This is a genomic window from Sphingomonas immobilis (assembly GCF_030580995.1).
GTDB lineage: Bacteria > Pseudomonadota > Alphaproteobacteria > Sphingomonadales > Sphingomonadaceae > Sphingomonas > Sphingomonas immobilis.
Genome location: NZ_JAUQSZ010000006.1, coordinates 178867 through 204805 on the forward strand (window position 1 = coordinate 178867; position 25939 = coordinate 204805).

Consider the following 25939-nt stretch of genomic DNA (forward strand, 5'->3'; position numbering starts at 1 on the left):
TACCGGAAGATTCCATCACCGGCCTTTACGGTATTGCGGACGAATTCGGCAAAATTCGGCGTGGCGATCCTACGATCAGTCGGGCCAGTTTTCTGGCACGGCGGGATACAGGTCGAGGACCGGACCGAGCGCCGCCTTCAACGGGCCGAGCCAGGGCTCGTAATTGCGCCACTGATCCATGCCGTCCCGGTTGATCGGGCGCCGCACCTGCTCGGAACTCGGCGTATGCACGGCCCGCTTGTTCTCGAAGAAACGCAGGCACGCCGCGTCGAACGGCAAACCCAGATACGCGAGCAGCCGACGCACCTCGCCTTCAAGATCCGCAACCACATCCTCGTAGAAGATGCGATGAATGCGACCCGGCAACACCCTGTCGAAATGCGCCATCTGCCGCACATAGTCGCTATAGAAACGCCCGATATCGGTGAGGTCGTGCGAGAAATTCATTCCGAAGCTGTAGAGTTGCGCGAAGTTCGCGAAGCCGCATCCGAGCGGATGCCGCCGTATGTCGATGATTTTCGCGTTGGGCAGAATCAGATGCAAAAGGCCGGCAAACTTCCAGTTGCCCGGTGTCTTATCCGTAAAAAACGGCCGGTCGGTCGAACGATGCCGGCGCGTCCTTGCGAGATATTCTTCGCCTAACTCACGCAAGGCAGCGGGAGGAAGCCTCGCCACCTCATCGAGATAGGTCAGCGGATCGCTCTTGTTTGAAATGCTGCGGGCGATCCCCTCCATTTCGAACAGTTCTTCCGCGCCCTCTATCATCGGATGGCTGGCGAGCACCTGCTCGATCAACGTCGACCCGGATCGCGGCAGGCTGACGATGAAAATAGGATCGGTCGTGCCCGATCCCACCCCTTCCCGCGCCTTGATAAAGGCCGGGGAGAACACTTGCTCGCCCTTGCGCACCGCGCCCGACAATATGTCGGCATCGTAGGAAAACCGCGCGTTGCGCAGCCTGTTGCCTGTCGCATATTCCGCGAATGCCGCCTCGTAGTCCTGCTGATCGTTCAGCGCCCGGCCCAGTGCGAAATGGATTTGGATCCGCTGGTCATCCGCTTCGCTGGCATCCGGCAAGGCGGCACGCATCGTAGCGATATCGGCCTTGGTCAGCTTTTCCGTCTTCAGGTTCGCAAGCCCGAACCAGGCACGCCCATTGGCCTTGTCGGCGCTTATCGCCTGACGATAGGTCGCGATACTTTCGTCGGTGCGGCCGACCGTCTTCAACAAGTGACTGTAGTTGACGAGCGCCATGCCGTCCCGCGGATGTTTCGCGATGATCTTGCGGAACTGGCGTTCCGCCTCGACGAGCTGGCGATCATGGCTCAGCAGCGCCGCCTTCAGGTTGAGCGTCTCGAGATGTTCGGGATCGCGCGCCAGCCCTTCATCAAGTACGGCCAGCGCGTCTTCACCCCGCCCGATGCGACTGAGCAAGCTCGCCAGCGCCAGCCGCGCTTTGTAAAAACCCGGCGCGAGCGCCAGCGCACGCCGGTAAAATATTTCGGTTTCGCGAAACGCGCCGAAACGCACGGCGATGTCGGCCAGGAGCTTGGACGCCGCTGCATCCTCCGGATCGCGCTTCAGATGCTCGCGGATCACGGTTTCCGCTTGTTCCCACTGCCCGCTCTCCGCGGCCTTGCGCGCAGCAGCCGGCGCAGGCTGCTGTTCAGAAAGGGCGATTGCCTCCAGATCGACCGCATCGGCCTCCCGGTCGCGCTTCGCCTTGCGCAGGATGAAGGCGAGCAGCCTGTGGACGGCGGGCATTTCCGGCCAGTCCCGCGCCGCGGCACGAGCCTGCCGCAGCGCCTCGACCGGATCGTGTTCGCCCGCTTGCAGGATCGAAGAGATCGCGCGACGTACGTCGCCGGTCTGCCCTGTCTGCGCTGTCGCCAAGCCGCTTCTCCATCAACACGCCCGTCCGCTTTCTTACGAACGACGCACAAAAAAGAAAACGGACGGAGCCTGCGCTCCGTCCGCTCTCCCTATCGGTCGCCCCGCGCCCGCAGGCGCGCGCGATCAGAACTTCCGAACGATCTCGACGAACACCGAGCGGCCAAGGAAGTCGTAGCCGCTGTAGTTGAAGTAGTTGCCGATACGCGGCAGCCCGTCGGTCGAGCTGATCATCTCCGGTTTCCGGTCGAACACGTTGTTCATACCGAGCGTGAACTCACCGAGATCCTTGATCCTGAGCTGAACCGAGAGATCCTGCTTCACATAGGGCGCGGTGTGCAGATCGGAGACAGCCTGCACGCCGCCCACGAAGTCCGCCGTGTTCACCTGGTTCGTCATCGGGCCGACGTAGTTTGCCGCGTAACGGAAGGTAACCGGCCCGGTGCTGACGATGAGGTTGGCGGTGCCCACCCACTTCGGACCACCGGCGGTGCCCTGGTTGCCCAGCGTTCCGTTATAGTCGTCCGTCGGCAGTTCGGCGAACGGCTGATAGTTCTGATGGATGATTCGCGTCGCCTTCACCGACAGAATGTTATTCAGCTCACCCAGTTCGAACTGATAGCGGAAATCGAAATCGATGCCCGACACCTGCTGGCTGGCGATGTTGAGATACGCATTCTGAACAGTAGTCAGCGTGTTCTGGACCGATTCACGCGCGCCGATGAACGAGCAATAGACGTTGCCGGCGCGGAAATCGCTCGATTCGTAGCACCGCTGCAGGATCGTCTGCGCGCCGAGCTGCGAGACTTCGCCGTTCACCGTGGTGTTGAAATAATCCACCGCGAGCTGAACCTTGGCAAACTTCGGCTCGACTACGAAACCACCGCCCCATGAGGTCGAGGTTTCCGCTCTCAGCGCCTTGCCACCGCCCGAGGTGAAGATCTCCGGAGAACCAGTCGAAATGAAGTTCAGCGGCAGACCTTCTGACGCGCAATTCTTGTAAACATTGCTCGTCGGCGCAAGACGGCTACCATATTCCCGGCAGGGATCGGGGGTCGTCGAGAAGCCCGACTGGTCGGCAACGAACTGCTCGTAGAGGTTCGGCGCACGGAACGACGTACCGTATGTTCCGCGGAAACGCAGAAAATTGGTCGGCGCGTAGTTTCCACCGACATGGTAGGTCGTGCTCGATCCGTACGAATTGTTGTTCGTGTAGCGCACCGACCCGTTGAAATCGAGCGCATAGGCGAACGGCTTGTCCTTGATCAGCGGAACCTTAACCTCGCCGAACACTTCCCAGAGATCACTGGTGCCACGGGTACGGCCGCTCGACGAATAGTTGTACAGATTGCGGGTCTGCGACGCTTCCGAAGGATTGTCGTCGATCGAATCCGAGCGATATTCGCCGCCGAGCGCAAAGCCGACCGGTCCGGCCGGCAGGCGGAACAGCGTACCGTCGATGACCAGCTGGGCGATCTTCTGCTCGTACATCGTGGTGCCGACATTGTCGCCATAGATGTAGTTGAACAGCCGTGGATCGAGATTGCCCTGCAGCGACTGCGGATTGAAGAAGTCGCCCGCGATGCAGGTGCCGCCGTTATAGGCCCCGGCGGTCACGTTGCTGGCGCAAGTGTAAGCGTTGCCGGCACCGAGCTCGCCAGCCAGCGCCGTCGTGACGACGCCTGCGGGGGTGCCCGCCGGCGCGAGCACCGGCTGGAGCGACGCCCTCAGGCGACGGGTGTCGATATTCTGCAGCGAATACGTCGCCTGGCTGCGGCTGTATTGGAAGTTCGCATCATAGCGGATGTCGCCGATACCGGTGCTGCCGCGCAGACCACCGTTGACCCGGTAGAAATCGACCTTCTGCTTCGATTTCAGGATCGGCGGCACGATGAAGACGCGCAGGATGTCATTGCTCCCACCCGCTGCACTTGCCAGCGAAGTCGGGAAGAACGGCGACGACACCGGATAATAGCCTGGATAAGCGGCCGACAGCGCCGGGCTGGCGACCTCGAACCCGATTTGTGTCGGATCGAAGCTGATCTGGCCCATGAACTCCTGTTGCGACTCACGGTGCGTGAACAGGCCCTCGGCGTAGATTTCGGCATCGCCCAGAATGCCCAGCTCATACGATCCGTTGAGATAGCCGGTGTAGGTTCGCACCGGCGAATAGACGTCTTCCTGCAGCTGCCTCTGGTTGGCAAGCGGACGGATGTTGGTATTGTTGACGTTGATCGGCGTGTTGATGTTGCCGTTCGCGTAAGTGTAGCGATTGACCTGACCGGTTGTCAGCGCACTGATACCCAACACGTAGTTCTGCGCCGTGCCGACGCCGCCATTGGCGAACGGGAAGCAGCGCAGCGTGGTGCCGCCGGGAACGGTCTGGCCGATCGGCAGACCCGTCGTCGGGCTAGTGAGCAGGTCGGTCGGGCAGCTGAAGTCCTCGCGGTCGCCGACCTTCACGGCGCCGACATCGCGATATTCGAACGATGCGAGGATGTGGCCGCGCTCGAACGTCTTTCCAGCCGTCACCGACAAACGATACTGCGTACCTGCGCCGCCGCTATTGAACGGAACACTGCTGTAGCCGTCGAGGGTAACACCATTCAACTTGGTGTCGGTGATCAGGTTGATCACGCCGCCGACCGCGTCCGAACCATAGACCGACGATGCGCCTTCCTTCAGGATTTCGACGCGGCTCAGCACCGCGTTGGGCAACACGTTGAGGTCGGCCGAAATCAGCTGCGGGCCGACACCGGCCGGGGGCAAGCGGCGGCCGTTCAGCAGCACCAGCGTACGCTGCGAGCCGAGCCCGCGCAGGCCGACAGTGTTCGCGCCGGGACCGCCTTCGGAAACATAACCGAGGAAGTTGTTGTTGATCTGCGCCGTACCGGACGTGACGTTCGAATCCTGCAGGATCTCCGCGACGGTGCGATTGCCGGCGAGCGCGGTGTCGGCCTTGGTGATGACGGTGACGGGCGAGCTCGTCTCGAAATTGCTCGGCGTGCGGATGCGCGAGCCGGTAACGACGACTTCTTCGTCGCCTGCATCAGCGGGTGCGCTGGACGGGAGCGACGCGGTCTGCGCGTGCGCAGCGACCGGCATCATTGCGAGCGCGATGGCGCTGGCGGACGTGGAGAACGCGAATGCGGTCGGCAAAAGCCGATGCTGATTTTTCATGTATTTACCCCTGTAATCGGACACGATTCCGACTGCGATGCATGAACCTCACTCACACGCGCGCAGACTGCAATGCCTTCGTCACAATGCGTTTTGTTTTTGATGCAGTATGTTGCCGGATTGTCACAACGGTCCCAAATCGGGCAAAAAAATGACGAAATCGCCAGTCCGCAATGTGCGGTTCAGCTTCCCTGCGTCGTCGTTACGGACCCATCACTGAAAGAGTCGTTACGGTGCAGACACAAAAAGACCGGCGCCCCGCGTGGGACGCCGGCCTTTTCAGCCGCCGGGTGTAAAGCCTCAGTAGCGGTAGTGGTTCGGCTTGAACGGCCCTTCCACCGGCACGCCGATATAACCGGCCTGCTTCGGCGTCAGCTTCGACAGATGCACGCCGAGCTTCTCAAGGTGCAGCGCCGCGACCTTCTCGTCGAGGTGCTTCGGCAGGACGTAGACGTCGTTGCCGTAATTCTCGCTCTTGGTCCAAAGCTCGATCTGCGCGAGCGTCTGGTTGGTGAAGCTCGCCGACATGACGAACGACGGGTGGCCCGTCGCGCAGCCGAGATTCACCAGGCGGCCCTTGGCGAGGATGATGATCTGCTTGCCGTCGGGGAACTTCACCAGGTCGGTGCCCGGCTTCACTTCCGTCCACTCGTAGTTCGACAAAGCAGCGATCTGGATTTCGCTGTCGAAGTGGCCGATGTTGCAGACGATCGACATCGGCTTCATCGCCTTCATGTGATCGGCGGTGATGACGTCGGCATTGCCGGTCGCGGTCACGAAGATGTCGGCGCGCTCGACCGCCTCTTCCATCGTCACGACCTCGAAGCCCTCCATCGCCGCCTGCAGCGCGCAGATCGGGTCGATCTCGGTGACCATCACGCGCGCGCCGCCGTTGCGGAGCGACTGGGCCGAACCCTTGCCGACGTCACCGAAACCGGCGACCGCGGCGACCTTGCCGGCGAGCATCACGTCGGTGGCGCGGCGGATCGCGTCGACCAGCGATTCCTTGCAGCCATAGAGGTTGTCGAACTTCGACTTGGTGACGCTGTCGTTGACGTTGATCGCCGGGAACGGCAGCTCGCCCTTCTTGGCGATCTCGTACAGGCGGTGGACGCCGGTGGTGGTCTCTTCCGAAACGCCCTTCAGGTTCTTGACCGTCTCGGTCAGATAGCCCGGATACTTCGCCACGAACGCCTTCAGCGCGCGCTGGAACTCGACCTCTTCGTCGTTCTCCGGCTCGCCCAGCGTCGCGCCGGCTTCGAGCTTGGCGCCCCACAGCGCGAACATGGTGGCGTCGCCGCCGTCGTCGAGGATGATGTTGGCGGTCGTGCCGTCGCCATCAGCGCCCCAGTTGAAGATGTCGCCGACGTAATCCCAGTAATCGGCCAGGCTCTCGCCCTTGATCGCGAACACGGGAACGCCCGTCGCGGCGATGGCGGCGGCGGCATGGTCCTGCGTCGAGAAGATGTTGCACGTCGCCCAGCGGACGTCGGCACCGAGCGCGGTCAGCGTCTCGATCAGCACGGCGGTCTGGATCGTCATGTGGAGCGATCCGGTGATGCGCGCGCCCTTGAGCGGCTGCGCCGCGCCGAACTCGCTGCGCAGCGCCATCAGGCCCGGCATCTCCGTCTCGGCGATGTTGATTTCGGCGCGGCCGAAATCGGCGAGGCTGATGTCGGCGACGACATAATCTTTCGGCTTATCGAGAACGGTGGCCACGTGCTGAGTCTCCGGTTTACGCGGTTGGATGCGCAGCCCCGTAGCGCGAGTCCGCCCCGCAATCAAACATAAAGATATCTTTATATGTTCATTGCCCGCGATCGCGGGAAGAACAGCGGCCCGGCGATGAGCCCGAACGCGAAGCCGCCGACATGCGCCTCCCACGCGAGGCCACCGCCGCTCCCCGAGAGGAAGGCGGGCACGGTGAAGATCACGATCAGCAGCAGATTGTCGGTCACGAAGCGCCGCACCGCCAGCGCCATCTCCCGCGACCACAGCGGCATCAGCCCCGGCCCATCGGGCGACACGCGCAGCAACGCGCCGACCAGCCCGTAGATCGCGCCCGACGCGCCCAGCATCGGCACCGCGCCGTGCGGATTGATCGCCAGATAGACCGCCGCGCCCGCCAGCCCGCTCACGAAAAACAGCCCGAAATAGCGTACCCAACTCGTCGGCGCCCGCCCGAGCCGCAACACGAGGATCGGGCTGAGGCCGATCAGCACCGCCATGTTCATCGCGATGTGCAGGATCCCGCCATGCGCGAACATATGGATGAGGAGCGTCCACCAGCGTCCCTCGGCGAGCGCCTGCCCCGACACGCCCCAATCGTACATGCCGTATTCGGGATAGCGGACGAAATAATATAGGAACGCCGCGATCATCGGCGCGGCCAGCAGCCATCCCGGTGCCTTGGCGGATCGCGGCATGCGCCATTGTCGGTCGGGTGCGGTGATCTCGGTCATGGGCGCCATGTAGGGCAGGAGAAGTTTTTTCGCGAGGGCATGTCACATCGCGCGGGTCTGTCTCGTCATGCCGGTATACTCCACGAAAGGACCGACCATGACTGCCCGCCTCAACCCCTATACCGCAGCACCCGAGACGATGAACGCCTTCATGGCGCTCAGCAACGCCGTCGCGGAAAGCGGCCTCGAGAAGCCGCTGCTCGAACTGGTCAAGATCCGCGCATCGCAGATCAACGGCTGCGCGAACTGCCTCAACATGCATACCTACGAAGCGCGGCAGGCGGGCGAGACGGAGCAGCGCATCGCCCTCCTCTCCGCCTGGGAGGATGCGCCCGCCGCGATCTTCACCCCGCGCGAGCGCGCCGCGCTCGACTGGACCGATCACCTGACACAGATTGCCACGCAGCGCGCACCGGCGCACGTCTACGAAGCGCTCGGCGCGCAGTTCAGCAAGGAAGAGCAGGTCAAGCTGACGATGGCGATCACCGTGATCAACGGCTGGAACCGCATCGCGATCGGCTTCGATATGTTCGTCGCCAGCTACGGCTGGAAATGACCGCCGATGCGACCATCTTCGACGCGCAGCGGCCCATGCTGCTGCGCGTCGCCTACCGCATGCTCGGCTCGGTCGCCGATGCCGAGGATGTGGTGCAGGACGCATGGCTGCGCTGGATGGGCACCGACAAGGCGGCGGTGCGCATCCCCGCCGCCTTCCTGCGCCGCATCGTCACGCGGCTCTGCCTCGACCAGATCAAGTCGGCGCGGGTGCGGCGCGAGGACTATGTCGGCCCCTGGCTGCCCGAGCCGATGATCGAGAGCGCTTTGGAATATGGCGAACAGGACGACGTCACCCTCCCCCTCATGCTCGCGCTCGAACGGCTCTCGCCGCTGGAGCGTGCCGCCTTCCTCCTGCACGACGTGTTCGGCGAGAGTTTCGAGGAGGTCGGCGAAGCGCTCGACCGCGATCCCGCCGCTTGCCGCCAGCTCGCCGCCCGCGCCCGCGCGCATGTCCGCGAGGATCGCCCGCGCTTCCCGGTGGAACGGGACCGCGGGCTGGAAATCGCCGCCGCCTTCTTCGCCGCAGCGCGCGGCGGGGAGATCGCCGGGCTCGGCGCGCTGCTGTCGAGCGATGTCGCGATGTATTCGGACGGCGGCGGCAAGCGTCCCGCCGTCGCGCGCGTGCTGCGTGGGGTGGGCGAGGTGACGCGCGCCCATGCCGCGCTCGGTCGCCTCAACCGCACCGGCTCCCCGCCGGTGCGCTTCACGCTCATCAACGGTCTGCCTGGCTTCGTCACGCGCGAGGGCGACGGCATCCTGCAAACCACCGCGCTGCTGATCGAGGACGGCCGGATCACGGCGATCTACGTGATGCGCAACCCCGACAAGCTCGGCCATCTCGAAGGCGACGGGGCGCCGGCCTGAGCCTAGTCCAGCACCCCGGCCATCTTCACGCCCGCCGCCGTCTGGTCGGCGATCCCCAGCCGCGCATAGAGCCGGTCGCGCCGGTCGCCGTCATGCGGCACGCCGGCATCGACAAAGCGCCCGCGCGTATCGAGCAGCCGGAACCACTCCTTCTCGCCGCCGCAATCGTGCGGATCGCCCGGATCGACCGCGCAATTGTAGCCGAGCATCACGTACCGCACCCGCTGCGCGCCCGTCAGGCACGCCCAGGAGACGACGTAGCGGCCCCGCACGCGGTGCCCGTCGACCAGCGCGCTGCCGGCCGGCTCCAGCGCGACCGCCACGCGCTTCTTGCCCACGCGCCGCGTCAGCGACTGGGCGACCGGCGCGGTCGTGCCCGCCAGCGCGTGGCTCGTCACGCGCAGGTCGGCCGCGCCGCAGCGCAGGTCCGCGACATGCTTCGTCAAACCGGCATCGCCCGCCGCCGCGAGCGAGAGCGCCATCAGCAGCATCATTGCGCCTTCTCCGCCACCTTGCCGCCGGCATCGGCGAAGTATTTCTCGGCGACGGACGCGGCCAGCCGCGACTGTTTCGCGCCGGGCAACGAGGTCCATTCGTTCTTCAGAAGCGCATAGGCCGTGGTGAGGTCACCGTTGCAAACCGAGCCGAGCGCTCCGCGCGACTTGAGCTTGGCAAACGCCAGCTTGTCCTGCGACGCGGGCTTGAAATCGGTGACGATCTTCTTGTCGAACGCCTCTTTCCAGGTGCCGTACAGGATCTGGTACGCGCCCGCCGCCGTGGAGGTATGCCCCCATTTGCTTACCGCCGTATTGGGGTGCGCCGCATCGCCCTTGAAAGTCCCGCCGCCGTAGAGCGTGTAATAGAAATTGTCGCTCGCGTCGGGATAATGTTCGGCATAACGGATCAGCTTGAGAAACGCCTTCACGTTCGGCGTGTTGATGTCGCATTCGGCCATCGACCATCCTCGTCCCGGTTGTGGGAGCGGACTATCGGCCGAGCGTGACGGGATCAAGACGATGCTTCGGGCGGCCATTTTCGTCTGCCGCTGTCCTACACGATGGCTTTCTGACATGTCCGTCGGGTGACGTTGCCGCCAACCCCTCGAACCGCACCGACCGCCCATGCTCGACCACTCGGTTCGTCGCATTTTCACGGCCCAGTTGCGTTACCTTCGTTACCTTCGTTACCTTCGCGCCTCCCTCACGCCGTCCCGGTTTCGATTCCCAGCATCCGCGAATCGATTCCCGCCGAACGGAATCCGGCATCCCAGCGATCCTCGGCCTCGGTATCGAACAGCAGCCCGGTATCGCCCGGCACGTTGAACCAGCCGTGGCGCGACATCTCGCCGTCGAGCTGCCCCGCACCCCAGCCGGCGTAGCCCAGCGCCACGAGCCAGCGGCCCGGCCCCGTTCCGGCGGAGATCGCACGCAGCACGTCTATCGTGCCCGACAGCGCCCATTTGCCGTCGACCTCGATCGTGTCCTGTCCGCTCCAGTCGAGCGAATGGACGACGAATCCGCGCTGCGGATCGACCGGACCGCCCAGATGCACCGGTGCATCGGGCGCGGCACCGGGCGAGATATCGAGCTGCACCAGCAGTTCGTGCAGGCCGAGGCCATCGATCTCCTGCCCGATGCCGATGCCGATCGCGCCCTCCACGTCGTGCGCGCACATCGCGATCACCGCGCGTTCGAAGCGCGGATCGCCGATCCCCGGCAGGGCGAGCAGGAACTGTCCGGTCAGGCGGCTGGTCGATTCCATACGCGCGATCATAAAGCGCATCGGCCCCGCGTCACCCTTGAATTGCTGTGCCCGAGCGAGGACATAGGGCACGCGAACCACATTCTTAGGAGAATCCCCTATGACGATCAGCGTCGGCGACCGCGTTCCCAGCGTCACCCTCACCAAGGTTACGGCCGATGGCCCCGATCAGGTCAGCTCGGACGAGTATTTCGCGGGCCGCAAGGTCGCGCTGTTCTCGGTGCCCGGCGCCTTCACGCCGACCTGCTCGGCCAAGCACCTGCCCGGCTATGTAGAGAATGCCGAGGCGCTCAAGGCCAAGGGCATCGACGAGATCGCCTGCACCGCCGTGAACGACGCCTTCGTGATGAAGGCCTGGGGCAAGGACGCGGGCTCGGACTCGTCTGTCACGATGCTCGCCGACGGCAATGGCGACTTCGCAAAGGCAGTCGGGCTGGAAATGGACGGCTCCAAGTTCGGCCTCGGTCAGCGCGGCCAGCGTTTCTCGATGCTCGTCAACGACGGCGTGATCGAGCAGCTCAACGTCGAGGCGCCCGGCGAGTTCAAGGTCTCGAGCGCGGAGCATCTGCTCTCGGAAATCTGATGCCGGCCCGGTCCTCCACCGGGACAAAAGACGTTTCGGCATGGGAACGCTTCCCCTCTCCCCTTCGTTTAGGACGGGATTTTAGAGAGAAAGGGAGCGTTCCCATGACCGAGACCATCACGCCGACCACCGACAGCACCGCGGACACCGCCACCACGCTGGCAGACACCGCCGCCAAGACGCTCGACAGCGCGACGCAGGCGGTATCCGACGCCGCGCAATCCGCGGCTGAGACGGGCTCGAGCTTCCTCGCCCAGGCGCGCGAGACGATCGGCCAGGCGGTCGATGCGACCACCGCTTATGTGAAGGAACATCCCGGCACCGCTGCCGCGATCGGCGCGGGTGCGGCCGCCGCCGTGGCGGGTGCGGCCTACGGCGTCTCGACGCTGCTCAAGGATGAGCCGAAGCCGAAGAGCCCCGCGAAGAAGCATTGATCGGCTACGGGGCGGTCTCGAGCCGCCCCAATGTCTTGTCAGCGTAACGAGGCTGCGATAGCCCCGGTGGATGACGACAGCATCCACCATCGTCGCTGAGCTCGACCGGCTCTACAGCGCATCGGTCGCCCGCCTGCAGGCGGCCCTCACCGATTATCTTACGTCCGGCACCACACCCGATCCCGACAGCCGCCGTGACGGCAGCTTCGCCTACCCCGAGATCATCGTCCGCTACGCCGGCGCAGCCCCCGATGCCCGCGCCCGCGCCCGCTCGTTCGGGCGGCTCGTGTCGCCCGGCGAATACCGTATCAGCGTCACCAAACCCGCGATGTTCGCCGCCTATCTGACCGAGCAGCTTACGCTCCTGATCGAGGATTACGACGTCTCGGTCGAAGCGGTGGCGGGTCGGCAGGAAATCCCCTTTCCCTACGTTCTCGACGCCGGACACGCCTCCAGCCTCGACGGCATCTCCGCCACCGAACTCGCGCGCTATTTCCCCGCGACCGAGCTCGCCTATATCGGCGACGAGATCGCCGACGGGCTATACACGATCCCCGACGACATCCGCCCGCTCGCGCTGTTCGACGGTCTGCGCACCGATTTCTCGCTCGCGCGCCTGCGCCACTACACCGGCACCCCGCCCGAGCATGTCCAGCGCTTCGTGCTGTTCACGAACTACCACCGCTACGTCGACGAATTCATCCGCTGGGCCTTTGCGCAGCTCGGCGAGGGAAGTCGCTTTACCGCGCTCTCCGGCGCGGGCGGCGTCACGCTGCACGCGGGCGACGATGTCGAGGCGTTCATGGCCGATACGTCGGCATGGCGACGGCACCAGATGCCCGCCTATCACCTGATGGCCGACGACGGGACCGGCATCACGCTCGTCAACATCGGCGTCGGCCCGGCCAACGCCAAGACGATCTGCGATCACCTCGCCGTGCTGCGGCCGGAAGCGTGGCTGATGATCGGCCATTGCGGCGGCCTGCGCCCCAGCCAGCGGATCGGCGACTACGTCCTCGCTCACGCCTATCTGCGCGACGACCATGTCCTCGACGACGTGCTGCCGCCCGAGATCCCCGTCCCCGCCATCGCCGAGGTCCAGCTCGCGATGGCGCGCGCGGCCGAGACGATCTCCGGCCAGACCGGCGAGGAGCTCAAGCGCCGCCTGCGCACCGGCACGATCGTCACCACCGACGACCGCAACTGGGAACTCCGCTATTCCAAATCGGCGCTGCGCTTCTCGCTCAGCCGTGCGGTCGGCATCGATATGGAAAGCGCCACCATCGCCGCGCAGGGCTATCGCTTCCGCGTGCCCTACGGCACGCTGCTGTGCGTGTCGGACAAGCCGCTCCACGGCGAACTCAAGCTGCCCGGTCAGGCCAACCGCTTCTACGAACGCGCCATCGCCGAGCATCTCAAGATCGGCATCGAGGCGTGCGAGGAACTCCGCCGCGAGGGCGACAAGCTCCACTCGCGCAAGCTCCGCGCCTTCAACGAGCCGCCTTTCCGGTAGGCGCCCCGGCCTTGCAGGGAAACCGATCGTCGGTCATGCGTTACGGTGGCTCAACGAAACAGGATGCAATGATGGCCGACGAACCCGCCAAGCCCGCCGCCCCGAAGGCACCAGCGAAACCCGCAGCCGCAAAACCGGCCGCGACCAAGGCTCCCGCCGCGAAGGCCGCAGCCAAGCCCGCCGCGCCGAAAAAGACGACGCGCACGATCGCCAAGAAGCCCGCCGCCGCCGCTGCCGCCAAGAAGCCGGCCGCGAGCAAGGCCCCCGCAAAGAAGCCCGCGTCGAAAGCGACCTCGAAAATCACCCAGGTCACGAGCGGCCTCGGCTGGCCCGCCGCTGCCATCGCGGGCGGTGCCGCAGTCGTCGCGGCCGCCGCCGGTGCGACCGTCTACGCGCTCCGCAAGCCGAAGAAGGCCCAGGATGCCCCCACGACGCTCGCCGACACGGTCGAGACCGACGCCAAGGGGCCGGTTAAGTCCGCGGACTAACCTCCCAAGCGCCAAAAACCGTTCGTGCTGAGCCTGTCGAAGCACTGCCCTTCTTCGACTGTGGAAAGAAGGGCAGCCCTTCGACAAGCTCAGGGCGAACGGCGTAGTTTCGGCCTAAACGATCACCACCCGCTCGGCTTCCCCTTGTTCTGCGCGTCTAGCCACTTCTTCAGCGGCGCGAAATAGTCGACCAGCGCCTGCCCGCTCATTTCGCGCGTGCCGGTGAAAGCCTGCAGCGCCTCGGGCCAGGGCTTCGACTGGCCCATCGTCAGCATCGCGTCGAGCTTCGCGCCGACAGCTTTGTTGCCGTAGAACGAGCAGCGGTGCAGCGGCCCCTTCCATCCGGCCTGCTTGCACGCAGCCTGATAGAACTGGAACTGCAGCAGCCGCGCGAGGAAATAGCGCGTGTACGGCACGCTCGCTGGCACGTGATATTTCGCGCCGGGATCGAACTTGGTCTCGTCGCGCGCGACCGGGGGCACGATGCCCTGGTATTTCAGGCGCAGGTCGTTCCAGCCTTTTTCGTAGCCGTTCGCCGGGATCGCGCCCGAGAATACGCCCCAGCGCCATTTGTCGATCAGCAGGCCGAAGGGCAGGAACGCCACCTTGTCCATCGCCTGGCGCAGCAGCAGGCCGATATCCTTGTCAGCGCTCGGCACCTTCGCCTGGTCGAGCAGGCCGATCTTCACGAGATAATCCGGCGTGATCGACAGCGCGACGAAATCGCCGATCGCCTCGTGGAAGCCGTCGTTCGCGCCGTTCTCGTACAGGAACGGCTGCTTGTTATAGGCGCGCTGGTAGTAATTGTGGCCCATCTCGTGATGGATCGTCACGAAATCGTCGGCATTGACCTTGGTACACATCTTGATGCGCAGATCGTCCTTGTTGTCGACGTCCCAGGCCGAGGCGTGGCAGATCACCTCGCGGTCGGCGGGCTTCACGATCTGCGAGCGCACCCAGAAACTGTCCGGCAGCGGCTTGAAGCCGAGCGAGGAGTAGAAACCTTCGCCGGTCTTGAACATCTTGATCGGGTCGTAACCCTTGGCCTTGAGCAGCTCGCCAGTATCGTAGCCGAGATCGCCCGCTCCCTTCGGCGCGACGACGTCGTAGATATTGCCCCATTCCTGCGCCCACATATTGCCGAGCAGATCGGCGCGGATCGGGCCGGTCTTGGCCTGCACCGCGTCGCCGTATTTCTCGTTGAGCTTGGCGCGGACATAGGTGTGCAGCGCGAGATACAGCGGCTCGACCTGCTTCCAGAGTTTGTCGGTCAGCGCGGCGAACTCGTCGGGCTTCATGTCGTAGCCCGAGCGCCACAGCGCGCCGACATCGGCATAGCCGAGTTCCTTGGCGCCCTCATTGGCGATGACGACGTGGCGCTCGTAATCCTTGCGCATCGGCGCGCCGACATTGTCGTGCCAGCTGACCCACATTTCCTTGAGCTTGGCGGGATCACGGCTCTCGCCCATCGCCGCCTCGATATCGCTGCCGTTGATGGTTTTCCCGTCGAGCGTGCCCTTGCCCTTGCCGTAGGAGGAGCCCATCCGCGTCACCAGCGTCGACAGCTCGGTCGCAGCACCCGGCTTGGTCGGCGCAGGGAGCGTGACGGCGGAGCGCAGCAGATCGAGCTTGCGCTTGGTATCGAAAGACAGGCCCGGAACGTTCGCGAACTTCGCCGCGCCGAGCGCGTATTTCACCTGCAGCTCGGTCGCGTCGGCACCGTATTTGGCGGCGATCGCATCGGTATCATCGGTGATGTAGGTCGCGTTGATCCACGCGACCTGCTGCGCCGGCGTCGAGAAATCCGCGCCGACCTTCTCGGCCTCGGCGACGAAGGCGTCGGCCTCGGCGGCGGTCGGCGTCGCGACGGCGGTGGCGACAGGCGCGGCGGTGTCAGCGAACGCAGGCGCGGCGAGGAATGCGACCGCGATTGCGATCGAGGAGATTCCGGTGCGGATCATGGGGAGGCCCTTTTTCGTATCGTTGGATACGGCCAACCTGTCCCGCCGGGCGCTGCGGGTCAAGCCGCGAGGAAGTCCGCGATCTCCTGCCCGAGCTCGGGCTTGATGACGGCGCTCATGTGATTGCCCGGTATCTCGCGGAATGTCCCGTTCGGCATCGCAGCCGCCAGCTCCGCGCCCGATCCGTTGTCGTCGTCATCCACGCCGGTTAGCACGAGAGCGGGCTGAGTGATCGCCGCGATGGCCTCCGGCGGCGTGTCGACGAACGTGTCGAGGATGCGCAGCAATGCCTCCGGGTCGCCCTTGGTGGTCTTGAGGAAGGCCTCGATCATCCACTCGTTCGTGCCGCGCTCGAAGCTGCCGAGATTGGTGAGGACATGGTGGAAATAGCGCCCGCGCCCGGCAGTGTGGACGATCCCCTGATAGCCCATGCCCGAAAGCACGACGCGACGCGGGCCAGCGCCGTTGGCGAGCATCCGCATCGTCGTCCGCCCGCCGAGCGAATAGCCGGCGAGATCATAGTCGGTGAGCCCGAGATGCTCGACCAGCGCGAAGCCGTCGCGCATCAGCACGTCGGGCGGATAGCTCGCGGCGTCATGCGGCTTGGCGCTGCTGCCGTGCGCGCGCAGATCCGGCATGATGACGCGGAAGCCGCGCTCGGCGATCCGCGCCGCATGCCCGTAGCGAATCCAGTTGGTGAAGGCGTCGGAGAAATAGCCGTGGATCAGGATGACCGGGCGTCCCTTCCCCGTTTCCCGCCACGCGAGCCGCGCGCCGTCGAAACCATCAAAGAACTCGGGATCAATCGGGGAGTTTGCCAACGGCTTCCATCCAGCGGTCTGCGGTCGAGGGATTGTCCTCGCTCCTTATGCCCGGCAGGCCGCGCGTGTCGATCCACGCTTCGTGCATGCTCTCGATCGCGAAGTGATGCTTGGGAACGAACCGTCCCGGTGCATCGAAGCTGCCGACGGTCAGGTCCATCGTCTCGCCGGGCTTGAGGAACTCGAAGGTCAGCGGCGTCCCGCACTCCCGACAATGGCCGCGATGCGCGATCGGCGAAGACTGGTAGCGCTCGGGCTCCCGCGTGGTCCATTCCACATCGGCGATCTTCACGTTCTTGAACGCGATCGAGACGCCGCCGGTGGCGCGCTGGCACATCCGGCAGTGGCAGAGATAGGCGTCGTCATCCGCGATCGCGACCGCGTACCGGATGCGCTCGCATTGGCAGCCGCCGGTGACGATCTCGCTCGTCATCGGCTGAGCGCGGCCTTCATCTCATCCGGCGGTGGCGCAGCGGCGTAAGCGGGTACGCCTTCCGGCAAAAGTACCCAGCGCTGCTTCGTCGCGGTAAAGATATGCGCCACGCACTCGAGCGCTTCCGAATCGTCGAGCGTGCCGGCGCGGATCACCGCGACGCCGGGTCGGCGGGTATTGGTATTGTAGATGCGCGAATGACATTCGCCGCAGACACGCTGGGTCGAGACACGGTCCTCGGTCGTCTTTTCGTAGACTGCGACCGGGCCGGAAACGCTCAGCGCCGCCTCCGGCACTAAAGCCTGCAGGCTGAAGGCGGAACCGCTCCAGCGCTGGCACTGGTGACAATGACAGGCATAGGCGGACGGCAACGCATCCAGCGCGAGCGTGTACCGCACCGCCCCGCAGCGACAACCGCCCTCCAACACTACGCCGCCTTTTGCAGGTGCCGCCGTCCGAGCAGTTCGGCGATCTGCACCGCGTTGAGCGCGGCGCCCTTGCGGAGGTTGTCGCTGACGCACCACAGGCTCAGCCCGTTGTCGACGGTCGAATCCTCGCGCACGCGGCTGATGAAGGTCGCGTATTCGCCGACGCACTCGATCGGGGTCACGTATCCGCCGTCCTCGCGCTTGTCGACGAGCATCACGCCCGGTGCCTCGCGCAGGATCTTCTGCGCCTGCGCGGCGGTGATCTCGTTCTCGAACTCGATGTTGATCGCTTCCGAATGGCCGACGAACACCGGCACGCGCACGCACGTTGCCGTCACCTTGATCTTCGGATCGAGGATTTTCTTGGTCTCGACCACCATCTTCCACTCTTCCTTGGTGGAGCCATCCTCCAGGAAGCTGTCGATGTGCGGGATCACGTTGAAGGCGATCTGCTTGGTGAACTTCTTCGCCTCGGCACTGTCGCCGACGAAAATGTTGCGGCTCTGCTCGAACAGCTCGTCCATGCCCGCCTTGCCCGCGCCCGACACCGACTGATAGGTCGCGACAACGACGCGCTTGATCTTCGCAAAATCATGCAGCGGCTTGAGCGCGACGACCATCTGCGCGGTCGAGCAGTTCGGGTTGGCGATGATGTTCTTGCGGCGATAGCCTTCGATCGCCTCGGGGTTAACCTCCGGCACGATCAGCGGCACGTCGGGGTCCATGCGGTAGAGCGACGAATTGTCGATCACCGTGCAGCCGGCAGCGGCGAAGCGCGGCGCGTGGATCTTGGTCGCGTCCGAGCCGATCGCGAACAGCGCCATGTCCCAGCCCTTGGGATCGAAATTATCGATGTTCTGGACCTTGAGCTTCTTGCCCGTCTCCCCGAAATCGATCTCGTCGCCCTGGCTGCGCGAGGACGCGACGACCGCGATCTCGTCGAGCGGAAACTCGCGTTCCGCAAGGATGTTGAGCATCTCGCGCCCGACATTGCCCGTCGCACCCGCGACGACGACCCTGTACCCCATAACCAACTCCGGCCTTCAAAAAGTAACATGGCAAAATACGAAACGCGCGCATACGCTTCCCGGTCATTTTGTCCAGTCTGCGCAGACGTAGCGTTTCTTTGGCCGGCTGTCGCTCGGGCTAGGGCAGAACGTCGCAGATCAGGTGAACGCGCCGGGTCTCGCCGCGATTGAACACGGCGTGCGGGCGGGTATTGTCGAATTCATAGACGCTGCCCGCTTCCAGGTGATGATCGACGCCGCCGATCATGAAGGAGACCGCATCGTTGGTCAGCACCGGCAGATGGCAGCGGTGCGACGCCACCAGCGCCGGCGCGCCATCGACGTGACGCTGCACTGTCGCTCCAGCGGGCAATTCCGTGAGCATCAACTGCAGCAGCCTCCCGCCCAGCGTCGCCCGGATCGTCTCGCCGCAGGCCGCGACCGCCTTCCGCAACGCGACCGGTGCATAATCGAAAGTGAATACGGGGCCGTCCTCACCATCGCCGCGCCAGTGCAGTACGATCGACCGCGTTGCCTTGTGGACCGGATAGGCCGTCTGCCGCAGCGCGAATTGCGCCCAGACGGGATCGCCCTCCTCCGGCATCGCCGCCAGTATGTCCGCGATCGGATAGGCGAACATCTCCCGCAGCGCCACCTCGAGCTTCACCCCGCGCGCTCCCCGCCCTCGGCCGTCATTTCGCTTTCACTTCGCGATCGAGGAAACTGAGGATCGTCCCCCACAGATGCTCGCTGATCCCCGGCCCGCCGACGCGGTGGGTGTAGCCGGGGTAGAACATCATCTCGAACGGGCGGTTCTTCCGCTGCATCTCGGAGGCGAAGGCGGTCGAGTTTTCGAACACGACGTTATCGTCGGCCATGCCGTGGATCAGCAGCAGCGGATCGCGGATCTTCGCCGCATCGTCGATCGCGTCCGAGGTTTTGTATGCCGCCGCATCCTTCTTCGGATCGCCCATGTAGCGTTCGGTATAATGCGTGTCGTAGAGTTCCCACATCGTCACCGGCGCACCCGACACGCCCGCCGCATAGACGCCGGGGTTCGCCTCCAGCATCTTCAGCGTCATGTATCCGCCGTAGGACCAGCCGTAGGTCGCGATCTTGTCGCCCGCCACGAACGGCTGCGTCTTCAGCCACAGCGCGCCCGCGAGCTGGTCCGCCACCTCGACGCTGCCCATCGCGCGGTAGATCTGGTCCTCGAAGGCCTTGCCGCGATTGTACGATCCGCGATTGTCGATCTGGAAGAAGATCCAGCCCTGCTGGACGAGATATTGCGGGAGCGCCCCCTGCCATCCGCGCGTCACCTGCTGGCCCGTGCCGGGGCCACCATAATGCTGGAAGAATACCGGGTATCTCTTCCCCGGCTCCAGCGGCGGCGTGATCATCTCGTAATGCAGGTCCGATCCATCGGCCGCCTTGATCGTGCCGAACGTCGTCTCGCGGTGCGCGAGCAGGAAAGGATAGTAAGGATGCCCTGCCGTCACCGCATTTTCGTTGATCCACGCCAGCCGCGCACCGGTCGTGTCCGCCAGATAGGTCTGCGGCGGCTGTGACGGGTTGGATCGCGTCACGATCAGCCGGCTCGCCGCGCCGTCCATCGTCGCCGTGTTCCACCAACCGGCCTCGGTCAGCCGCGTGACGGTCTCGGGATGCTTGAGGTCGAGCGTGTAGACATGCTGTTCGAGCGCGCCGTCCTTGTTGCCGACAAACCAGATGCGGCCCTCCCGCTCGTTCACGCCGATGAGCGATTGCACCACCCAATCGCCCGTCGTCAGCGGTGTCCACTTCCGCTTCGCGTAGCGGTAGAGCTGGCGGAAGCCGCTGCGCTCCGACGCCCAGATCAGGCTGCCGTCCCGGAGCGGACGATAGGCATCGCTGAGATTCAGCCAGCTCCGCGCGCCCGATTTCTCGGTGAACAATACCTTCGCCTTGCCCGTCGCCGGATCGACCGCGAGCATATCGAGCGTCTTCTGGTCGCGGCTCTGGCGCTGCACCAGCAAGGTCTTGCCGTCGGGCGTCCAATCGACCCGCGCGAGATAGATGTCGGGATTGCTCCCCAGATCGACCTTCACCCGCGCGCCGTCGAGCGCGACGACATAGAGCTCGACTAGGACGTTCGGCGTGCCCGCCGCCGGATAGCGCTGGTCGTAGACCTTTGTGCCCTTCGCGCCGATCGCCGCGCGCGTGACCACACCGACCGGCGCTTCGTCGAACCGCTCGACCGCGATGCGGCTCTCGTCGGGCGACCACCAGTATCCGGCGGTGCGGTGCATTTCCTCCTGCGCGACGAACTCGGCCTCGCCCCAATGCACCGTCCCCGCGCCGTCCTGCGTCAGCGCGCGCAGCCCGGAATCCATGGGGCCGTCCGCCAGCGGCTGGACGAACAGATTCTGGTCCCGCACGAAACTCACATAGCTTCCGCGCGGGCTTACGTCGGGGTTGAGCTGCCCGCCGGGCGTCGCCGTCAGCCGCCGCGTCTCGCCGTCACGCGTGGCGAGGTAGAGATCGCCGTCGAGCGGGACGAGGATCGCCTTGCCGTCGGGCGCCCACTCGTATTTCACGATGCCCTTGCTGCCGGCGATGCGCGCGCGCTCGCGCTGCATCTTCTCGGTCTCGGTCAGCTCCGCGCCGCTGCCGATCTTGCGCGAATCGACCAGCATCCTCTCCTCGCCAGTGCGCGTGTCGCGCACCCAGAGGTCGAGCCGGTCCTTGTCGTCGGCGCGCGGGCGCAGCGAGGTCAACAACGTGCCGTCGGGCGACAGCTTCAGCGCGCGCGGCTGCGGGCCCGCGAGATCGGGGCTGCCGAAGACGCGTTCTAGCGTCAGCTTTTCGGTAGGCGCCTCAGCCGGCATCGCCGCCCCCGGTATCGCCGCAAGCGCCGCCGCCAGCCACCAGCCATTCCACATCCACGGTCTCCAAACTCATGCCGCTCGCGATGCCCCGACTTCGCGGCGAACGCCAGCCCGCTTGCGCCACGGCAGCGCCCGCCCCTCGACCAGCGAGCGCCACGTCCATTCCACCGGCGCTATATCGAAATAGCGGAGATAGAGGTTCGCCGCGAGCAGGAGCAGCACATCGATGACGAGCGCCATGCCCATCAGCGGCGCCCAGCTCAGCGTGCCGTACAGGCCGAGCGCAAAGGGCGGGAAGATCAGCCACAGCCCGATCAGCGATTGCAGGATATAGAGCGTCAGCGCCGTTCGCCCCGCCGCCGCGAGCGGCTTCAGCAGGCGCGCGCCGAACGCTGTCGTCAGCAGCAGGTTGACCGCGCCGACATGGCCCAGCGTCATCGCCAGCCGCGCGACCTCGCCGATCGCGAAACCGATCTTCGGAGCATCGTCGAAGTGCATCGTCTCGATCGCGCCCGTCGTGCGCAAGGTCACGCCGATCGCATAGGCGAGGAGGGTAAGCCGCCAGTAGAAACGTCGCGAGCGCAGCCCCTGCACGATGCCGAGCCGGAACAGCCCTGCGCCGATCAGCATCGTCGCCGCAGCTTCCCAGATCGCGCCGATCGCGGCGGGATCGGTCTCGCGGGCCAGCGCGACGCGCCATTGCGCCATGATCCAGCTTGCGGAATCGCCGCGCCGTGAGCGGTCCTCGTCGGCGATGCGCGCCTTCGCGGCGGCATCTGCGGCGATGACGCGCTTGCGGTAGTCGGCATCGGCGGCAAGCAGGGTGCGGTCCTCCTTGCCCAGCGCCGCGCCGGATTGCTGCTTCGCCTGCACCACGGTGAGATCGGCGCGGTACTGCGCCTCGCCAAGATAGTTCGATGTGCCCGTCACCAGCGTAAAGGCGGCCAGGCTGAGCCCGAACATGAAGAGATCCTGCGCGCGCAGCCGGCTGAACAGGAACGCGATCATCGCCGCCAGCGCATAGGTGTGCAGGATATCGCCGGGCCATAGCAGCACGAACAGATGCACCAGTCCGAACAGCAGCAGGATCAGGTTGCGCCAGTAATAGCGCGCCATCACCTTCTGGAAGCTGGCCGTCGTCATCGCCTTGTCGGTCAGGATTACCATGCCCGCGCCGAATAGCATCTCCAGCATCCCGCGCGCCGTGCCGTTGGCAAGCACCTCGCGCAGGAACCAAATGGTCCGGTCCGCAGCATCCCACCCAAGACTGCGGATGTCATCGCTCGACGCCCAGAGCGATCTTCCCATGTCATTGAAGTTCATAAACAGGATGCCAAGAATCGCCACCCCGCGCAGTATGTCGAGCACCGCGATGCGCGGCGCGCCATCGGGCTCAGTCGTCGTCGCAGGGTCGCTCATCGCCTTCGCCTAACGCAGGCGGATCAGCCGAGATAGCCGAGTTGCTCCAGCGCGGTGTGGACGCCGAAACCGATCAGCACGAGCCCGCCGATCACCTCCGCGCCCGATCCGAGCCGGTCGCCCGCCGCGCGGCCGATACGCAGGCCGATGCCGGTGATGATCAGCGTCGAAACGCCGATGCACAAAGCGATGATGAGGATCGGCGTGCCGATCAACGCCAGCGACACGCCGACCGCCGCCGCGTCGATGCTCGTGCCGATCGCCATCGCGATCAGCAGGAAAGGGTTTTGCGAGGGCGGCGCGTCGTCCTCCTGGTCGCGGTGGAACGCCTCCCAGATCATCCGCCCGCCGACGACGATCAGCAGGGCGAAAGCGATCCACGGCGCGACCGCGCCGACGAATCCACTCGCCAGCTTGCCAAACAGCCAGCCGATTACCGGCGTGATGCCCTCGACCACGCCGAACACGAGCGCGGACTTGATCGTCTGGTTCCAGTTCGGGCGATGCGACGCACCGCGACCGATCGACGCGGCAAAGGCGTCGGCGGACATGCTGAGCGACAGGGCGAGAATGGCGAGAGGGGTCAAGGGAACAACTCCACCGGGCGCGCGCGACAGCATATCGCCATGCCGGCCGGTGCGGCATGGGACATGCTGGTCTCGCAAGGCGGTGAACCCGCTGGCCGCACCATAGACCCGAAAGGTCCAAGTGTGTTGATGCGACCCCGGCTATGAGTGAGCGAAACGCCCGCGCCGGATGCTACTCCCCAACGCCCGCCCTCTAACAAGAAGCACGGTCAGCATCAAGAAGTCAGGCGTCGGCCTTCTGCTCATGCGAGGCGATGAGGTTCTGCAGCAACACGATCCGCTCGCGCTCCGCGGTCAGATCCGCGGACGGATGGTTCTGCACCTTGTCGAGAAGGACGCGCAGTTCCTTCGTCCATTCTGCCTTGTGGTCCATGTCGGCCTCTCCTTGCTGCTATCGATTGAACATAGGAAACGCGGCAGCCGCCTGACAGGTCCGAAAACGCGAAAAGGGCGCCGGAGCCACGCCCCGACGCCCTTTTCACAATCACTGACCGCGCGCTTATTCGGCGGCGACGGTGCCCTTGGCGGGGCGGTTGTCGCGGCGCTCGGCGATACGCGCCGACTTGCCGGTGCGGCCGCGCAGGTAATAGAGCTTGGCGCGACGCACGGCGCCCTTGCGGACGACTTCGATGCTGTCGATGTTCGGCGAATACAGCGGGAAGACGCGCTCGACGCCCTCGCCGAAGCTGATCTTGCGAACCGTGAAGTTCGAACCCATGCCCTTGTTCGAACGCGCGATGCACACGCCTTCGTAGTTCTGCACGCGGGTGCGCTCGCCTTCGACGACCTTCACGCCGACCTTCAGCGTGTCGCCAGGGCGGAATTCGGGGATCTTCTTCGCTTCGAGAAACTTGGCGATGTTCTCGGCTTCGATGGTCTGGATGAGATTCATCTCATGCGTCCTTTTTCTCTCGCCGCGCGCCAGAGGGAGACTGGACCCGAGCGCCCTCATGGCGCTCCCAAAGGTCCGGCCTCCGTAGCCGTGTCTCGGTCTCGGCCATGAGCTTTCGCCATGCCGCGATCCTCGCATGATCCCCCGATCGCAGCACTTCGGGGATCGTGCGCCCTTCCCATTCATAAGGTCGGGTGTAATGCGGATATTCGAGAAGGCCGCTTTCGAAGCTCTCGTCATCCCCGCTGGAAGGCGCGCCCATTACGCCGGGAAGCAGCCGAATGCAAGCGTCTAACAGCACCAGCGCGCCCATTTCCCCGCCGGAGAGGATATAGTCGCCGATCGACACTTCCTCGATGCCACGCGCTTCGAAAATCCGCTCGTCGAACCCTTCGAACCGCCCGCAGAGGATGGTGACGCCCGGCCCGCTCGCGAGCGCGCGGATGCGGGCCTGGGTCAGCGGCGCGCCGCGCGGCGTCATGGCGAGCAACGGTGCGCCCGTGGCGACGCTGTCGATCGCCGCCGCCAGCACGTCCGCGCGGAGCACCATCCCCGCCCCGCCGCCTGCCGGCGTATCGTCCACGGTGCGGTGCTTGTCGGTCGCAAAGTCGCGGATGTTCCTCGCATCGAGGCTCCACTTCCCCTCCGCCAGCGCCCGCCCCGCCAGCGACGCGCCAAGGGGGCCGGGAAACATTTCAGGATAAAGGGTGAGGATCGTGGCGGCGAAGGTCATGCCACGAAATCAGCGCTCAGCACGAGCCGGGCCGCATCCCATTCGGGCACGGCGTCGGCGTTCATCGGGGCCATGAAGCGCTTTCCATCGGGCCGCTCGATCTCGATCACGTCGCCCGCGCCGAAATCGTCGATCGCGACGACAGTGCCGATCGCTTCGCCGTCCGTCGAGACGACGGCGAGGCCCATCAGGTCGGCATGGTAATATTCGCCCTCGGCGAGCGGGGGCAAAGCCGATCGCGGCACGGTCAGTTCGGTGCCGCGCATCGCCTCGGCTGCGTTGCGATCGGTCACTTCGGCGAAGCGCGCGATCGTGCCGTTGCTGCCGGGGCGCGCCGACTTGAGCGTCAGCGCGCCGCCGTTGAGCACTTTGTAGGCGGCAAGGTCTCCTGTGAAGACCTTTAGCCGGACCTCGCCCGTCACACCGTGCGCGCCGATGACGACGGCGAGCGTGACGGGCCGATCAGCGGACATCAGCCCTCGGCCGGTGCCTCGGCGCTCTCGCCTTCGACCGCGCCCGTGTCGCCAGCGTCGCTGTCAGGCGTCGCCTCGTTGACGGGAGCCTCTTCCTCGGCGGGAGCGGGCGCGGCAGCAGCCTCCGCAGCGGCCGCAGCAGCTGCGGTCTTCGCCTCTTCGGCCTCGGCGAGCTTCGTCGCACGCTCTTCGGCGCGCTCGGTCGCCTTTTCGCCCGGCTTCGCCTTGTTCGGGTTGTTGCGCGCCGGACGCTCCTTGACGCCGGCGACGTCGAGGAAGCGGGCGACACGGTCGGTCGGCTGCGCGCCGACGCTGACCCAGTGCTTCGCGCGCTCGGTATCGAGGATCACGCGCTTCTCGTCATCCTTGGCGAGCAGCGGGTTGTACGTGCCGATCTTCTCGATGAACTTGCCGTCGCGCGGGCTGCGCGCGTCGGCCACGACGATGCGGTAATACGGGCGCTTCTTGGAGCCGCCGCGCGACAGACGAATGCTGATTGCCATTGTAGTTCCTTCTTCTCTTATCTCGTCACCCAGCGAAAGCTGGGGTCTTGTGGTTGTCGGTTGCGCCCTTGCCGCCTGAGAT

Annotated in this window: 27 protein-coding genes; 6 read left to right on the plus strand and 21 right to left on the minus strand. The window is 65.1% G+C overall.

The window, feature by feature from the left end; all coding sequences use genetic code 11:
* Nucleotides 1–75: 75 nt before the first annotated feature.
* From Q5H94_RS10585 to Q5H94_RS10600, 4 genes are all read right to left on the minus strand, one after another.
* Entirely contained in the window at nt 76–1893 is a 1818-nt protein-coding gene (locus Q5H94_RS10585) for a tetratricopeptide repeat-containing sulfotransferase family protein (RefSeq protein WP_304561230.1), read from the minus strand.
* A 123-nt stretch (nt 1894–2016) separates the two neighbouring features.
* Complete coding sequence (locus tag Q5H94_RS10590; protein WP_304561231.1) at nt 2017–5070, minus strand: TonB-dependent receptor domain-containing protein; 3054 nt, start codon at nt 5068–5070, stop codon at nt 2017–2019.
* 300 nt (nt 5071–5370) lie between these two features.
* On the minus strand, nt 5371–6789 hold the full coding sequence (gene ahcY, locus Q5H94_RS10595; RefSeq protein WP_304561232.1) for an adenosylhomocysteinase: 1419 nt from the start codon (nt 6787–6789) through the stop codon (nt 5371–5373).
* A gap of 80 nt (nt 6790–6869) precedes the next feature.
* Nucleotides 6870–7532 (minus strand): rhomboid family intramembrane serine protease, encoded by a 663-nt coding sequence (locus tag Q5H94_RS10600; RefSeq protein WP_304561233.1) that lies wholly within the window; start codon nt 7530–7532, stop codon nt 6870–6872.
* Nucleotides 7533–7629: 97 nt separating this feature from the next.
* Here Q5H94_RS10600 and Q5H94_RS10605 point away from each other — a divergent pair, with 97 nt between their 5' ends.
* Together Q5H94_RS10605 and Q5H94_RS10610 are read left to right on the plus strand one after the other, a co-directional pair.
* Nucleotides 7630–8088, plus strand: coding sequence for a carboxymuconolactone decarboxylase family protein (locus Q5H94_RS10605; protein WP_304561234.1), 459 nt, complete (start codon nt 7630–7632; stop codon nt 8086–8088).
* The gene (locus Q5H94_RS10610) at nt 8085–8954 is read left to right on the plus strand and encodes a sigma-70 family RNA polymerase sigma factor (protein WP_304561235.1); all 870 of its coding nucleotides are present in this window, start codon (nt 8085–8087) and stop codon (nt 8952–8954) included. Before Q5H94_RS10605 ends, Q5H94_RS10610 begins: the two co-directional genes overlap by 4 nt.
* A 2-nt stretch (nt 8955–8956) precedes the next feature.
* Here the strand turns inward: Q5H94_RS10610 and Q5H94_RS10615 are convergent, their stop codons facing one another.
* The 3 genes from Q5H94_RS10615 to Q5H94_RS10625 all read right to left on the minus strand — a co-directional run bounded on the left by Q5H94_RS10615 (nt 8957) and on the right by Q5H94_RS10625 (nt 10715).
* Nucleotides 8957–9448, minus strand: coding sequence for a hypothetical protein (locus Q5H94_RS10615; RefSeq protein ID WP_304561236.1), 492 nt, complete (start codon nt 9446–9448; stop codon nt 8957–8959).
* Complete coding sequence (locus Q5H94_RS10620) at nt 9445–9909, minus strand: lysozyme family protein (protein WP_304561237.1); 465 nt, start codon at nt 9907–9909, stop codon at nt 9445–9447. The genes Q5H94_RS10615 and Q5H94_RS10620 overlap by 4 nt, the downstream gene beginning before the upstream one ends.
* 245 nt (nt 9910–10154) lie before the next feature.
* Nucleotides 10155–10715: a YqgE/AlgH family protein gene (locus Q5H94_RS10625; RefSeq protein WP_304561324.1), complete on the minus strand. Its 561-nt coding sequence runs from the start codon at nt 10713–10715 to the stop codon at nt 10155–10157.
* A 100-nt stretch (nt 10716–10815) separates the two neighbouring features.
* Between Q5H94_RS10625 and Q5H94_RS10630 the strand changes: the two genes are divergently transcribed.
* From Q5H94_RS10630 to Q5H94_RS10645, 4 genes are all read left to right on the plus strand, one after another.
* A complete protein-coding gene (locus Q5H94_RS10630; RefSeq protein ID WP_304561238.1) occupies nt 10816–11298 on the plus strand; it encodes a peroxiredoxin in 483 nt (160 codons plus the stop codon).
* Between the two features lie 104 nt (nt 11299–11402).
* The gene (locus tag Q5H94_RS10635; protein WP_304561239.1) at nt 11403–11732 is read left to right on the plus strand and encodes a hypothetical protein; all 330 of its coding nucleotides are present in this window, start codon (nt 11403–11405) and stop codon (nt 11730–11732) included.
* A 70-nt stretch (nt 11733–11802) separates the two neighbouring features.
* Nucleotides 11803–13245, plus strand: a complete 1443-nt coding sequence (locus tag Q5H94_RS10640) for an AMP nucleosidase (RefSeq protein ID WP_304561240.1) — start codon at nt 11803–11805, stop codon at nt 13243–13245.
* 71 nt (nt 13246–13316) lie between these two features.
* A complete protein-coding gene (locus Q5H94_RS10645) occupies nt 13317–13733 on the plus strand; it encodes a hypothetical protein (protein WP_304561241.1) in 417 nt (138 codons plus the stop codon).
* Nucleotides 13734–13855: 122 nt separating this feature from the next.
* Here the strand turns inward: Q5H94_RS10645 and Q5H94_RS10650 are convergent, their stop codons facing one another.
* The 14 genes from Q5H94_RS10650 to rpsP form a co-directional block, all read right to left on the minus strand.
* Entirely contained in the window at nt 13856–15694 is a 1839-nt protein-coding gene (locus Q5H94_RS10650) for a M2 family metallopeptidase (protein WP_304561242.1), read from the minus strand.
* Nucleotides 15695–15753: 59 nt separating this feature from the next.
* Entirely contained in the window at nt 15754–16515 is a 762-nt protein-coding gene (locus Q5H94_RS10655; protein ID WP_304561243.1) for an alpha/beta fold hydrolase, read from the minus strand.
* Nucleotides 16496–16948, minus strand: coding sequence for a GFA family protein (locus tag Q5H94_RS10660; RefSeq protein WP_304561244.1), 453 nt, complete (start codon nt 16946–16948; stop codon nt 16496–16498). The genes Q5H94_RS10655 and Q5H94_RS10660 overlap by 20 nt, the downstream gene beginning before the upstream one ends.
* Nucleotides 16945–17376 carry a GFA family protein gene (locus Q5H94_RS10665; protein ID WP_459112955.1) on the minus strand — a complete coding sequence of 144 codons (432 nt, stop codon included), beginning with the start codon at nt 17374–17376 and terminating at the stop codon, nt 16945–16947. Before Q5H94_RS10665 ends, Q5H94_RS10660 begins: the two co-directional genes overlap by 4 nt.
* Nucleotides 17376–18404: an aspartate-semialdehyde dehydrogenase gene (locus tag Q5H94_RS10670; RefSeq protein WP_304561246.1), complete on the minus strand. Its 1029-nt coding sequence runs from the start codon at nt 18402–18404 to the stop codon at nt 17376–17378. The genes Q5H94_RS10665 and Q5H94_RS10670 overlap by 1 nt, the downstream gene beginning before the upstream one ends.
* 118 nt (nt 18405–18522) lie before the next feature.
* Nucleotides 18523–19050, minus strand: a complete 528-nt coding sequence (locus Q5H94_RS10675) for an aspartyl/asparaginyl beta-hydroxylase domain-containing protein (protein WP_304561247.1) — start codon at nt 19048–19050, stop codon at nt 18523–18525.
* 25 nt (nt 19051–19075) lie between these two features.
* Nucleotides 19076–21304, minus strand: a complete 2229-nt coding sequence (locus Q5H94_RS10680; RefSeq protein WP_304561248.1) for a S9 family peptidase — start codon at nt 21302–21304, stop codon at nt 19076–19078.
* Between the two features lie 15 nt (nt 21305–21319).
* The gene (locus Q5H94_RS10685) at nt 21320–22669 is read right to left on the minus strand and encodes a DUF418 domain-containing protein (protein WP_304561249.1); all 1350 of its coding nucleotides are present in this window, start codon (nt 22667–22669) and stop codon (nt 21320–21322) included.
* Between the two features lie 23 nt (nt 22670–22692).
* Nucleotides 22693–23256: a manganese efflux pump MntP gene (locus tag Q5H94_RS10690; protein ID WP_304561250.1), complete on the minus strand. Its 564-nt coding sequence runs from the start codon at nt 23254–23256 to the stop codon at nt 22693–22695.
* A gap of 223 nt (nt 23257–23479) precedes the next feature.
* On the minus strand, nt 23480–23629 hold the full coding sequence (locus tag Q5H94_RS10695) for a hypothetical protein (protein WP_304561251.1): 150 nt from the start codon (nt 23627–23629) through the stop codon (nt 23480–23482).
* 126 nt (nt 23630–23755) lie between these two features.
* Nucleotides 23756–24148: a 50S ribosomal protein L19 gene (gene rplS, locus Q5H94_RS10700; RefSeq protein WP_304561252.1), complete on the minus strand. Its 393-nt coding sequence runs from the start codon at nt 24146–24148 to the stop codon at nt 23756–23758.
* A gap of 1 nt (nt 24149) precedes the next feature.
* A complete protein-coding gene (gene trmD / locus Q5H94_RS10705; protein WP_304561253.1) occupies nt 24150–24881 on the minus strand; it encodes a tRNA (guanosine(37)-N1)-methyltransferase TrmD in 732 nt (243 codons plus the stop codon).
* A complete protein-coding gene (gene rimM / locus Q5H94_RS10710) occupies nt 24878–25354 on the minus strand; it encodes a ribosome maturation factor RimM (protein ID WP_304561254.1) in 477 nt (158 codons plus the stop codon). Before rimM ends, trmD begins: the two co-directional genes overlap by 4 nt.
* The gene (gene rpsP / locus Q5H94_RS10715) at nt 25354–25857 is read right to left on the minus strand and encodes a 30S ribosomal protein S16 (RefSeq protein WP_304561255.1); all 504 of its coding nucleotides are present in this window, start codon (nt 25855–25857) and stop codon (nt 25354–25356) included. Before rpsP ends, rimM begins: the two co-directional genes overlap by 1 nt.
* Nucleotides 25858–25939 lie beyond the last annotated feature (82 nt).

What these genes read in the sequence shown, in the direction of transcription:
- Q5H94_RS10590 (WP_304561231.1), bottom strand. Translation starts at nt 5,070, where the DNA reads ATGAAAAATCAGCATCGGCTTTTGCCGACCGCATTCGCGTTCTCCACG.
- Q5H94_RS10600 (WP_304561233.1), bottom strand. Translation starts at nt 7,532, where the DNA reads ATGACCGAGATCACCGCACCCGACCGACAATGGCGCATGCCGCGATCC.
- Q5H94_RS10605 (WP_304561234.1), top strand. Translation starts at nt 7,630, where the DNA reads ATGACTGCCCGCCTCAACCCCTATACCGCAGCACCCGAGACGATGAAC.
- Q5H94_RS10610 (WP_304561235.1), top strand. Translation starts at nt 8,085, where the DNA reads ATGACCGCCGATGCGACCATCTTCGACGCGCAGCGGCCCATGCTGCTG.
- Q5H94_RS10615 (WP_304561236.1), bottom strand. Translation starts at nt 9,448, where the DNA reads ATGATGCTGCTGATGGCGCTCTCGCTCGCGGCGGCGGGCGATGCCGGT.
- Q5H94_RS10620 (WP_304561237.1), bottom strand. Translation starts at nt 9,909, where the DNA reads ATGGCCGAATGCGACATCAACACGCCGAACGTGAAGGCGTTTCTCAAG.
- Q5H94_RS10625 (WP_304561324.1), bottom strand. Translation starts at nt 10,715, where the DNA reads ATGGAATCGACCAGCCGCCTGACCGGACAGTTCCTGCTCGCCCTGCCG.
- Q5H94_RS10630 (WP_304561238.1), top strand. Translation starts at nt 10,816, where the DNA reads ATGACGATCAGCGTCGGCGACCGCGTTCCCAGCGTCACCCTCACCAAG.
- Q5H94_RS10635 (WP_304561239.1), top strand. Translation starts at nt 11,403, where the DNA reads ATGACCGAGACCATCACGCCGACCACCGACAGCACCGCGGACACCGCC.
- Q5H94_RS10640 (WP_304561240.1), top strand. Translation starts at nt 11,803, where the DNA reads ATGACGACAGCATCCACCATCGTCGCTGAGCTCGACCGGCTCTACAGC.
- Q5H94_RS10645 (WP_304561241.1), top strand. Translation starts at nt 13,317, where the DNA reads ATGGCCGACGAACCCGCCAAGCCCGCCGCCCCGAAGGCACCAGCGAAA.
- Q5H94_RS10650 (WP_304561242.1), bottom strand. Translation starts at nt 15,694, where the DNA reads ATGATCCGCACCGGAATCTCCTCGATCGCAATCGCGGTCGCATTCCTC.
- Q5H94_RS10660 (WP_304561244.1), bottom strand. Translation starts at nt 16,948, where the DNA reads ATGACGAGCGAGATCGTCACCGGCGGCTGCCAATGCGAGCGCATCCGG.
- Q5H94_RS10670 (WP_304561246.1), bottom strand. Translation starts at nt 18,404, where the DNA reads ATGGGGTACAGGGTCGTCGTCGCGGGTGCGACGGGCAATGTCGGGCGC.
- Q5H94_RS10680 (WP_304561248.1), bottom strand. Translation starts at nt 21,304, where the DNA reads ATGTGGAATGGCTGGTGGCTGGCGGCGGCGCTTGCGGCGATACCGGGG.
- Q5H94_RS10685 (WP_304561249.1), bottom strand. Translation starts at nt 22,669, where the DNA reads ATGAGCGACCCTGCGACGACGACTGAGCCCGATGGCGCGCCGCGCATC.
- Q5H94_RS10695 (WP_304561251.1), bottom strand. Translation starts at nt 23,629, where the DNA reads ATGGACCACAAGGCAGAATGGACGAAGGAACTGCGCGTCCTTCTCGAC.
- rplS (WP_304561252.1), bottom strand. Translation starts at nt 24,148, where the DNA reads ATGAATCTCATCCAGACCATCGAAGCCGAGAACATCGCCAAGTTTCTC.
- trmD (WP_304561253.1), bottom strand. Translation starts at nt 24,881, where the DNA reads ATGACCTTCGCCGCCACGATCCTCACCCTTTATCCTGAAATGTTTCCC.
- rimM (WP_304561254.1), bottom strand. Translation starts at nt 25,354, where the DNA reads ATGTCCGCTGATCGGCCCGTCACGCTCGCCGTCGTCATCGGCGCGCAC.
- rpsP (WP_304561255.1), bottom strand. Translation starts at nt 25,857, where the DNA reads ATGGCAATCAGCATTCGTCTGTCGCGCGGCGGCTCCAAGAAGCGCCCG.